The 629-nt window shown below is 26.9% G+C and carries 1 protein-coding gene; it reads right to left on the bottom strand.

The window, feature by feature from the left end:
• Window positions 1-50: 50 nt before the first annotated feature.
• On the bottom strand, window positions 51-269 hold the full coding sequence (locus tag AC1DTM_RS30545) for an aspartyl-phosphate phosphatase Spo0E family protein (protein ID WP_016104376.1): 219 nt from the start codon (window positions 267-269) through the stop codon (window positions 51-53).
• Window positions 270-629 lie beyond the last annotated feature (360 nt).

The raw sequence follows: 629 nt of genomic DNA, 5'->3' as shown, positions 1-629 counted from the left end.
TTTCTCTCCTTTACAAATAAATAATCCTAATATAAAAAAATAAAGATTAATCACTTATATACTATTTCTTTTACATTCATAAACTTATTAATTAGTATATCTAAATCTCGACTAAATAACAAAACTTTATCATGATCTAATCCATGCCTAGCAACAAGTTGAATTAACTCTTTCTTTTTGTGTTCTATTTTATTGTGTAATTGTCCCATCTCCATCTCTATACTAAAACTCCCTTTTCCCATAATATTACTTGTAAAATTATAGTACATTTTCACTCATAAAAAAATAAAAAAATGGTTTTTTTTACAAATTTTATATTTATGAAAAGAAATTTTAATGTAATTGTAAGTTACATACCCCTTCCATTTACAATCCATTCACCTAGTATACACTTCCATATTGTTTTACCATTTTCAAAAAAGCGCTATGAAACAAAGTGAATATCATATTTAAATCAGATCAAAGGCTCTTGTCTAATTAGAAGTAAGACTTGCTCCTTTTCCAAATAAAAACATATCTTATAAAGTAATCCATTAGTTATACAGATTAATTTCCTAAAAAGGAGGAAAAAACATGAGCTTTGGTGGTAGTTGCGCTGGTTTCGGCGGTGGATTTGCTTTACTCATCGT

It is taken from the genome of Bacillus sp. P4_D3 (assembly GCF_056401855.1).
This window is presented reverse-complemented; position numbering and strand designations above follow the sequence as displayed.